General features: G+C 45.9%; 1 protein-coding gene. It reads left to right on the top strand.

Annotated elements, in window-relative coordinates; genetic code table 11:
- Positions 1-281 (top strand): hypothetical protein (locus FC96_RS13090; protein ID WP_162253159.1); only part of this gene is annotated, 281 nt, incomplete at both ends.

The following is a 281-nucleotide window of genomic DNA, read 5'->3' as shown; positions in this document are numbered from 1 at the left end:
ACTTGTTGATTGGGGCATTGTTGTTCCCACTTGGCTTGTTGTTCGGTGGACTTCCGTTCTTGCTAACTTTGCCATTGCTCATTGCCGGCTTCTTGTTGGCTAAAGCAATCGCAGATCTCTTAGCACTTGGTTTAGCAGCACTCTTAACGGCTATTCCATTCTTGTTAGCCTTGCCGTGGGCATTCTTGGGTCACTTATTGTTACTCGGGTTATTGCTTTCACCACTTGGTTTCTTGCTTGGTTTAGCTAATGGTTGGTTCTTGTTCCCACTGTTGCTTGCA

The organism is Secundilactobacillus kimchicus JCM 15530 (assembly GCF_001433995.1).
GTDB lineage: Bacteria > Bacillota > Bacilli > Lactobacillales > Lactobacillaceae > Secundilactobacillus > Secundilactobacillus kimchicus.
The sequence above is the reverse complement of the archived record's forward strand: the minus strand, read 5'-3'. Positions and strand labels throughout refer to the sequence as shown.